The organism is Lysobacter sp. Root690 (genome assembly GCF_001427785.1).
Lineage (GTDB): Bacteria > Pseudomonadota > Gammaproteobacteria > Xanthomonadales > Xanthomonadaceae > Lysobacter.
On sequence record NZ_LMHM01000016.1, the window covers coordinates 290,934 to 300,261 of the forward strand.

Here is a 9,328-nt window from a genome sequence, read left to right on the forward strand (position 1 = left end):
AAGAAACGTTCCGCCGCGGCTTACGGAAGGATGATGCCGCGGCTGTCGTCTTCGCCGACCACGCCGCTGGCGCTGCCGTTGTTGTTCCACACGATGTACAGATACTTGCGCTCGCCCGGCGCCGGATCGCCGTAGTCGCCGTTGTTGGCGAAGAACTCGCGCTGCTTGTTGGCGTACTGCTGGGTGACCTTGCTGGTGACGTCGTTGGTGCTGTTCCACACGCCGTAACCGGCGTAGCTGATGGTCGACATGATGCTGTCCTCGATCTGGATGATGAGACGACTCGTGCTCGCCGACCTTGCGGTGCGAGCCGCACCGGCGTCGTCCTGGCCGGTGGTTGAGGCCAGCATCCACAGTGCGGGGCGTGAACACCTTTCGGAAACCTGACGGTTGCCGGGCATGCGAAATCCGCCCGCGACTTCGAGCACAGGCCCGCCGCGGCGACCTGACGACGACCTGACGGTCCGGAGTTCGAAGACATGCCGGCTGTGACAACCGGGCCGGCGTGGCGGCTCGAAGCCGCGAATGGCGAGCCGCTCCGGCACGGAGCGACTCGCCGGTCCGAACGATGGTCAGCCGGACTTGCGAAGCATCACTGTGGGATCAGTTGATGCCGTTGATGAACGTCGCACCGGTCGCGCCCGGATCGAGCCAGTTGCTCAAGCGGGTGGCATTGGTACCGCCGCCGGTCCACGAGGTGAACACGCGGCCGTACTGGTCGCTGCGGTTGGTGCCGGTGGCGCTGCAGCTCGACGGACCGCCATGCAACTGACCGATCACGCGCTTGTCCGGGCTGTACAAGGGCGAGCCCGACGAACCCGGTTCGGTCACGCCGCCGCTCGGCTGCCATTGCACGTTCAAGTGGGTGGTGCCGGCGCCGCCGCCCCAGGCCACGAACGAGGTCGAGGTGTTCGACAGGCTGATGCGCTTCTCGGCGACGTTCGGATGATGGATCGCGATCGCGCTCGGGAAGTTCTGGTTGCGACGGTCCCAGCCGGCCCAGAACAGACTGAACGCCGGGTTGGCGGCGGTGGTCAGTTCCAGCAAGGTGAAGTCGGAATTGGCCGAGGTCGCGCGCAGGGTCGAGCCCGACTGGTTCTGCGCCAGCGAGCCGTTGCCGTTGGCGCCGCTGGCCGGCGTGTTGGGCGCGCGGCAGGTCGAATTCTTGTAATTCCAGTACACCACGATGCTGTTCGCCGCCGCCGCCGTGGTCATGCCGCAGTGATGCGCGGTGAGGAAGTACATCCTCTTGTTGTTGGCGGTATTGTTGACCAGCGAGCCGGTGCAGGCCAGCGAACCGTTCTTCGAATACACCGCCACGGAGCGGACGATGTTGCTGTTGGCGGTGCCGTCGGGACAGGCCACATCGACGTTGCACGAACCCGACACGCCTTTCTCGCCGCTGGCTTCGACCATGCGACGCGCGAGCGGGCCGAAACCGACGTAGTCGTGATTGACCTTGGTCAGATGCAGCTTCAACTGGCCGGCGCTGGCGCGCGGCACCACCACCTCGATCACCGCTTCCTGGCCCGGGACGATCGCGGTCCACAACTGACCCAGATCGTTGTTGTCGCGGTCGGTGTATTCGCGGATCAGATCGCGGTCGCCGCCCTTTTCCTGGGTCGCCGGATAGATCAGCAGACGGCCGCCGGCCGGCATGTAGTACTCGGTGAAGCCGAAATTCAGCGACATCGCCTTGTCCGAACGCACGCGCTGACGCCAGACCACATGCTCGGCGTCCAGATTCTCCCACGCGCCCGAATTCAACGGGGTCATGTCGACCGTCATCGGAAAGGCGAAGCGCGGAATATCGCCGCGCTTGTCGCGCAGGCTATCTTCGGCCTTCAACTTATCGACATTGACCGCGGGCATGATGCGCACCGCGACCTTGTCGATGGAGGAAACGTTCGGATGATCGAACGCTGCCGGAAGCGTCGTCGGCGCGGCGATCGCGGCGCTGATCGAAAGGGACAACAAGGCGAGGGAACCGTACAGTCGTTTCATGGCTCTTTCCTTCCTAGAAATTAAGACACACGGGCGGGACCTTCTCCGCGACGCAGGCACACGCATCCGGCAAACCTTGCCGTATGGCGGCGAGGCCGGCGATGGGAGTCGGGCAGTTGAAAGACGGTTATTGAACGGCGTTTACGAAAACACTCGATTGCGCGAAGCGCCGATGGTCGGCCACCTCGGACGTGGTCTGAGTTCGGCGACCACAGCGCACCGTATGCCTGCGTCGCGCTGCACAACAACGCGAAAAATATCCGCGCGCACGCGGCTTCCGGACTCGTATCACGCAAGCGGAAATAAAATCGTTCAGGTATTCAGATGCTGCGTTGTGGCGGTGGCGCAGATCAGTTTCCGGTGAGCGACGGTGAGAGTGCGAAGCTCATTGCCGGTGCGACGACGCGCTCAAGCTGTCGTTCAATTAGATAAACACGCACCCACGCCTGAGCCTTCCTAGGGTCGCCCCGTATTGAATGCGCGCTACGAGCGATGCAATTGTGCGGACTGCGTGCAGGCAAACGCGGCATTTCGATTGCCTGGCGATTGCCTGCTTGCGCCCGGTTCGGAGGCGAGTCGGCTGCGCGAACGCGAGGCAGGACAGACGATTGCCTGGACGATGCTGCGCTTCAAGCGCTCCGCTCGAACGGCAAACCCGCAGGTGCGAGACGGAGAGAGACACGATGAGCGACGAAAAGATCAAGCCACTTCCGCCGCCGCCCCCTCCGCCGCCCCCGCCGCCGGAGTCGGTCAAGCCCCCGGTCAAGCCGCCGGTCAGAATAGAGAAGCCGGAAGACGCGCTCGCGCAGGCCGCCTTCGACAAGGGCGGCACCCTGCAAGGGGCCACTCACCAGCAGACAATCGCGAATCTGAGCGACAGCCGTCGCAGCGCGATCGATCAGGCCTCGCAACAAGGCCGAACCGGCGACATCCACACCATCAACCGCGCCTACGACCAGGCGCAGGCGCGCCTGGATGCCGACAACGTCGTCGCCCAGGCCAAGCCGGAAACCCCGACCCAGAGCCGCACCACGCAGACGCCCGAGGGCGCGGCCGTGCGTGAAAGCACCTATGCCGACGGCACTCGCGTCACCCACACCGATGGGCTCGATGCCAACGGTAACGCGCTGGTCACGACGAAAGTGTTCGACCCGAAGGCGACCGGTCCCGCCGCCGCGGTGCCGCTGGAAAGCCGCAGCGTCGTCGACAATGGCGTGTCGACCGTCAGCGGACTGCCGCAGCGCACGGTGCAGCAAGGTCCCGACGGCAAGAGCGCGGTCATCACCGATGCCTACGGCGGTACCGCGGCCGAGCCGGCGCGGATCGTGCAGCACGCCGTCATCCCGAACGAGCAGGGTTATCAAGTCCAATCGGTGACGTTGCGCGAGAACGGCGCCGACGTCACCGGGCCGCAACCGCTGCGGATCCGCGAAGTGTCCGCCGACGGTGCGACCACCTTCGATACCGGCGAAGTCAGCAAGATCACCACCACGCCGGTGGCGGGCCAGCCCGGCGTCAGCACCGTGACCCACGCCTACGACGGCGGCTATCGCATGGAGTATCAGGTGCACGCGGCGCCGGCCGGAGCGCAGGGCATTCCCGATGCGCAGCTGTCGCAGAAGCTGGTCGCGCAAGACGGCAGCGTCGTGTTCGAGCAGAAAGGCGTCGCGCGCGCGGAGCAAGTCGGCGAAGACGGACGCAAGCAGGTCGTCGATACCGCCGCCGACGGCAGGCGCACCGTGTACTCGCTGGGCGACGACGGCAAACTCGCCACGACCCAGGCCTACGACGCCAAGGGCGCGCTGCAGCTGACCACCCAGCATGAGTCGGTCAGCGGCCTGCCGGTCGTCACCAGTCGCGATACCACCACCAACGCCGACGGCAGCAAGGTGGTGACCGAGTACGACGCTCAGCAGCAGCCGGTCGGCGTGCGCCAGACCGCCGCCGACGGCAGCGTGGTCAAGGAACTGGGTTCGCTCAAGGGCGAGCGCATCGATGGATCGCGCGCGAATCAGGTCGCCGACGAGATTCTCGATCAGGGCGACCGCACCATGTGGCGGGACGATTACGAGAAGCGCCTGAACTATGCGCTGGACACGCTGCAGGATCTCGACCCGGTGTCCCAGCAGATGGTGCTGTCGGCGCTGCAGGAAAAAGATCCCGGCATGGGCCAATCCTGGTTCAAGACCGACATCCTCGAGAATCTGTCGTCCGAGCAGATGACCCAGCTCGAAAACGGCGGCCTGGACATCATGACCGGCGTGCCCGGCACCAAGGCCGCCGATCTGCAGGCGATCAAGGACATCGATCAGTACAACGCCAACGGCGACAACTACACCGGCGAATACGGCGAACTGGCCGCGACCAGCGATCAGCAGAACGCCGGCCAGCTGCAGGCGTTCATGACCCAATACCAGGCGCGCGCGGCCGATCCCGCCGCGCAGGCGCGCTTCGTGGCGCTGTACAACCGCATGCACGGCGATGCGTTCACCGAAGGCTTCCTCAGCGATGAACAACTGGCCGGTGCGCGCGATGCGGGCCTGACGACCTTGAACGGCGAAACGGTCAAGATCGACGGCAACACCTACAACACGCTGATGGGCGATCGGCTGGAGACCGCGGCCGACAAGAATCCGGCCGTGCTCGCCGCGCGCGACCGGGTGATGGACGCGGGCGTGCGCCGTTTCATGGTCGACAACCAGGAAGAGCGCGTGCAGGCGCTGGTCAAGGAAATGGGCGCGCTCGATGCCGACGGCCAGGCGGCGCTGATCCGCCAGATCGTCAAGACCGATCCGGACGCGCGCCTGAACTGGCTGCGCGACAGCATCATCAGCCGCGCCACCGAAGGCAACGAGGCGTTCACTCCGCAGATGCGCGAGCTGATCACCGATGTGCGCGGCAACGGCGAAACCAGCTTCATGGGCCAGTTGCAGGGCTTCGGCGGCGGCTTCAAGGACGCGGCCGTGGGTTTCGTCGTCGGCCTCGGCGCGCTGGCCCGGACCGCGTACGACCTCAGCGGCACCGGCGTGCTCGTCGATCAGGTCAGCGGCGGCAACGCGCCAGCGTTCCTGCCCAGCGCCAAGCGCGGAATGGAGACCGGCCAGGCGATGGTCGAAGGCTTGCCGCACATGTTCGATCACATCGGCAAGGCCTGGGGTGAAGGCCGCTACGGCGAGGCGCTCGGCAACGTCACCTTCGACGTGGCTTCGCTGGTCATCCCGCTCAAGATTCCCAAGATCAAGCTGCCCGGCGCGGCCGGCGCGGTCGACGACGTGGCCCACAGCCCGCTGCGCTACATCGATCAGCAAGGCCGCCCGGTAACGCCGCCGACGGTCGAACCGCGGCTGGCGACGCAAGGCCCCGACGGCGTCTACAACATCACCGATCTACCGCCGCCGCGCGGTGTGCTCGACGGCGCGCCGCAGCGATTGGCGCTCGACGCGGCGCCGACCGCGGAAGTCATCGCCCAGCGCCAGGCCACGGCCATTTCGTTCTACGAACGCGCGACCGGCAAGCCCGCGGATCTTTCGCATGTGGCCGGCATCGACTTCACCCGTCCGGTGGAAGTGCGGACCTTGCCGAAGGGCACCGAGGTCTATCAGTGGCAGGTGCCGGGCGGGCCGAAGGGCAACTACTTCTCCTTCAGCGACAGCGCCCGTCCCACCGATATCGGAATCGCCGACATCGGTCCGGGGCCTGGCGTGTACGGTCGTGTCCGCGACATCCAGGCTCAGCCACATGTCGGCGTCGATCCAAAATACGCGGCGGAAATCACCCCCGACGGTATCGTGTCCAAGGTGTCCACGCGCTACGTGCTGACCGAAGACACGCAAGTGCTGGTTTCGACCGCCAATCGCATCGACGATACCTGGGCGATCCCGGACAACACCTTGTCGATGCCGACCGAAGGCGGCCGCCTGCAGATCTATGCCGGCAAGAACGATCCCTTCCAGCCCGTGGCCAAGGGCGTCGATCCGCCGGATGCGTTGCCGCCGGCCGGCGCGACCGGCGCCTATCAGGTGCCGCCCGGCCGCAGCTTCGCCGACGACATGGCAGGCACCACGCCGCATCGCCTCGACGGCGATCTGCTGCAAGTCGCCAAACACGTGTACAAGGCCGACGGCTCCGCGCTGGAAGGCAGCTTCCGCCAGGTCGCCGACGCCGATCTGCCGGCCGGTTTCACCCCGGCGGATTTCAATCATTCCTCGGGATTGCGCGCTGGTTTGTACACCAATGGCGAAGGCCAATTCGTGCTTGCGTTCAAGGGCACCGCGCCGACCAGTCGCACGGCGTTGAAGGACATCTATACCGACGCCGCGCAGGGATTGGGTTTCGACACCGCGCAGTATCGGCATGCGGTGGATCTGACCCGTCGCGCCTATGACACCTATGGCGAGAATCTGGTGCTGACCGGGCATTCGCTCGGCGGCGGACTCGCCTCGCAGGCCGCGATGGCGGTGGGCGGCGGCAATCTGCCGGCGATCGTGTTCAATCCCGCGGCCGTGCATCCGCGCAATCTGGCCCGCAACAATCCGCTGTTCCGCGAGGACGGCGGCGTGCAGCAGGCGCCCGACGGCGGCAGCTTCGCCAACAGCCGCGACCTCGCGCCGTACTTCGCCGAGCAAGGCGGCATAGTGCGCGCCTACTTGGTCAAGAACGACGAACTCAACTGGTTGCAGGATCATATTCCGGGTATGCCCGACGCCCTGGGCCATCGCGAAATGCTGCCGCCGAAGTTCCCAGTCGGCCACACCATGGGCCCGGTCGAGGAGAGCTTCAACAAACGCTTCCCTGACGGCGTACCCGAGATTCCCGCCGACGTCGGCCGCTGGTACATCGATCCGCAAACCGGGCAATGGACGACGAAGGCGCCCGATCCCAACGCATCGGGCTGGCCGGATTGGCCGCTGGGTGGCGGGCGATAAGGTCTTCGGGCGTCGTCAGGGCTGATCGCTGAGGCAGCTCATCGCAATGCTCCCCCTTTTACGAAAAGGGGGAGAGGCATAGTCGGCTTTGGTTTCAGCGCGTGGCGATCTGGATCCAAAAGCGAATCCCCCGCGCGGCAGCGATGCGCTGACTTCACGGCTGCGCTGGGCGCTCGCCCCCTTTTCCAAAGTGGGCATGATTTTCGGGTGCCGCGTCGTGGTGCTTTTCCCCCCTTTGAAAAAGGGGGGCAGGGGGGATTCGCTTTTGCTTTTTGCTTTTACTCTCTCTTCCCTAAAACCAACAACGCAGACCGCCCATCCGCCGTTCCTCAAATGCCCCCAGCAGTCCCGATGGAGGCATCGCCCGTTGACGCTGTCGCACGAATGCGGACCCGCTGCGTCAGCGCCGATGACCGGAGCCTCCGACCGGTTGGCCTACAAGTGAAGATCGATACTGCCCCGCGCATCGGCGGCGGGCCGGCCACGAACGGTCGAACTATTCGCATCCGACTGTCCGCACCGCCGCTATTCATGCGTTAACCCCAGTACGAATGGACGACTGGGGACAGGACATGGCCGACAGGACCGTTGGGCGCTTCTTGCACCGGCTTGGCATGGTCTGTCTATTGCTGATCGCCTGCGTCAACGCCGGTTGTGTTTCCGGACGCACCTATCGAACGCAGTTGCATGCAGGCGACTACTGCATCTTCAAAAAGGGCGGCGACTGTCCTGGGGAATTGCTGCATCAAGTGGGCGAAACGCCTGGCGAGCCATCACCACCGGTACTGATGGGCTATGTCGAATTCGACGACCAAGGCTATCTGCGGGCCCCCGCAAGCAAGGAAAGCCTGATCAACCAGATCCGGGCGATCGATCGCGATCGCCCGGTGCTCATGGTGGTTTTCGCGCACGGATGGAAGCACAACGCGGCGCCCAAGGACGGTAACGTCGAGGCATTCGCGAAGTTCCTGGTGAAGATAGCGAAAGCGGATGCGGGTGCCTGCAAAGGCAAGCTATGCGAGCGGCGCCAGGTGGTCGGGATCTATCTCGGCTGGCGCGGGCTGTCCAACAAAGTCGAACCGTTCAAGACGCTGACATTCTGGGGGCGAAAAGGGCGCGCTCATCGCGTCGGCACCGATGGCGCTACCGAGGTTCTCGCCGAGTTGGCCAAACTCAATGCCGTCAATCACGCGGTGCGTAGCATCAGCGGCAATCGCTTGATCATCACCGGCCATAGCTTCGGCGGTGGGCTGATCTACAACTCGCTCAATCAGTTGCTGATTCGCGACACCGCATTCATCAACAACGGCAAGGTTCCGCGCAACGTCGCGAACCTGGTGGTGCTGGTGAATCCCGCGTTCGAGGCGGCACGCTTCAACGCACTCCAGCGCAAAGCGTCGGCGATGACGTTCAGTCCCGGACAAATGCCGATCCTGGCGATCTTCACCTCACAGGCCGATAGCGCGACCAAGCGGGCCTTTCCGGCAGGCCGCGCGCTTGCGACCTTGTTCTCCGAGCACAGCACCTCCGAGCAGAAACGTCAGAACGTACAGGCGATCGGACATTACGCGCCGTACCGGACCCACACACTGAAGCAGCTTGCCACGCCGTCGTCGGTCGAATTCAGGGATTTCGGTTGCGCGTGGAAGGCGTACAGCACCGGGACCACCGATCAGTGGAATGTCGGAGCCGTGGCGCTTGCACGAACTCCGGCAACGTCCGCCAGCTCGCCGTTGAGCCTGCAGTCGGCCCGTTTCAATCCCTACATGGTGGTCCAGGTCGAGAAGGGCATCATCTCGGGGCATAACGCGATCTGGGGCGACGAGTTCTCCGATTTCCTGTATCGATTCGTCGCTGTCCAGGGCTACAACAGGAAATGCACGGTCGCGGACGACTCGGCGGAGCAGGATTGAACCGCGAAAGAGTCGAGTTGCGCGCAAACTCTGGCTGACGTTCGGGCGCAGACGCACGGGCCGGGACGGACGGTCCGCCCCGGATGCGCAGCCTTGTGAACTCAGGAAACGCGGGCGTCGTCCAATGCCGCGAGGCTGGCCGGGCGCATGTCGACCCAGTGCTGCTCGACATAGTCCAGGCAGGACTGGCGCTGCTCCGGGCCGAACACGCGCTTCCAGCCGGCCGGGACTTCGGCGAACTCGGGCCACAGGGAATGCTGGTTCTCGTCGTTGACCAGGACGAGGAAGCTGCCGTTGTTGTCTTCGAAAGGGTTGGTCATGGTGATCTCCGTTAACAGACGTTGATAAAACCGGTGGCGTAGCCAGAGGCGACGGCCATGGGGAAAATCCGCCGCTCGTGTCGAGCTGCGGGAATGCCGCGCCGCGACCGAAACCGCGCTCGCGGCCTTCGCGTAACACGGCAATGAGGCGAGTGATCGCGGCGGT

The 9,328-nt window shown here is 64.8% G+C and carries 5 protein-coding genes; 2 read left to right on the plus strand and 3 right to left on the minus strand.

Features of this window, described 5'->3' with window-relative positions:
• Positions 1–20: 20 nt before the first annotated feature.
• Positions 21–251, minus strand: a complete 231-nt coding sequence (locus ASD86_RS18910) for a hypothetical protein (protein ID WP_036104330.1) — start codon at positions 249–251, stop codon at positions 21–23.
• A gap of 352 nt (positions 252–603) precedes the next feature.
• Entirely contained in the window at positions 604–2,004 is a 1,401-nt protein-coding gene (locus tag ASD86_RS18915) for a trypsin-like serine protease (RefSeq protein WP_056114174.1), read from the minus strand.
• Positions 2,005–2,687: 683 nt separating this feature from the next.
• Between ASD86_RS18915 and ASD86_RS18920 the strand changes: the two genes are divergently transcribed.
• Positions 2,688–6,929, plus strand: coding sequence for a polymorphic toxin type 46 domain-containing protein (locus ASD86_RS18920; RefSeq protein ID WP_056114177.1), 4,242 nt, complete (start codon positions 2,688–2,690; stop codon positions 6,927–6,929).
• 572 nt (positions 6,930–7,501) lie between these two features.
• Positions 7,502–8,842 (plus strand): hypothetical protein, encoded by a 1,341-nt coding sequence (locus ASD86_RS18925; protein ID WP_157476845.1) that lies wholly within the window; start codon positions 7,502–7,504, stop codon positions 8,840–8,842.
• 101 nt (positions 8,843–8,943) lie between these two features.
• On the opposite strand, the gene ASD86_RS18930 is transcribed toward ASD86_RS18925, so the two are convergent.
• Positions 8,944–9,162 carry an MbtH family protein gene (locus ASD86_RS18930; RefSeq protein ID WP_056114184.1) on the minus strand — a complete coding sequence of 73 codons (219 nt, stop codon included), beginning with the start codon at positions 9,160–9,162 and terminating at the stop codon, positions 8,944–8,946.
• Positions 9,163–9,328 lie beyond the last annotated feature (166 nt).

Excerpts from the sequence above, each read along its gene's own strand:
- ASD86_RS18915 (WP_056114174.1), bottom strand. The coding sequence starts at position 2,004 with ATGAAACGACTGTACGGTTCCCTCGCCTTGTTGTCCCTTTCGATCAGC.
- ASD86_RS18920 (WP_056114177.1), top strand. The coding sequence starts at position 2,688 with ATGAGCGACGAAAAGATCAAGCCACTTCCGCCGCCGCCCCCTCCGCCG.
- ASD86_RS18930 (WP_056114184.1), bottom strand. The coding sequence starts at position 9,162 with ATGACCAACCCTTTCGAAGACAACAACGGCAGCTTCCTCGTCCTGGTC.
- ASD86_RS18910 (WP_036104330.1), bottom strand. The coding sequence starts at position 251 with ATGTCGACCATCAGCTACGCCGGTTACGGCGTGTGGAACAGCACCAAC.
- ASD86_RS18925 (WP_157476845.1), top strand. The coding sequence starts at position 7,502 with ATGGCCGACAGGACCGTTGGGCGCTTCTTGCACCGGCTTGGCATGGTC.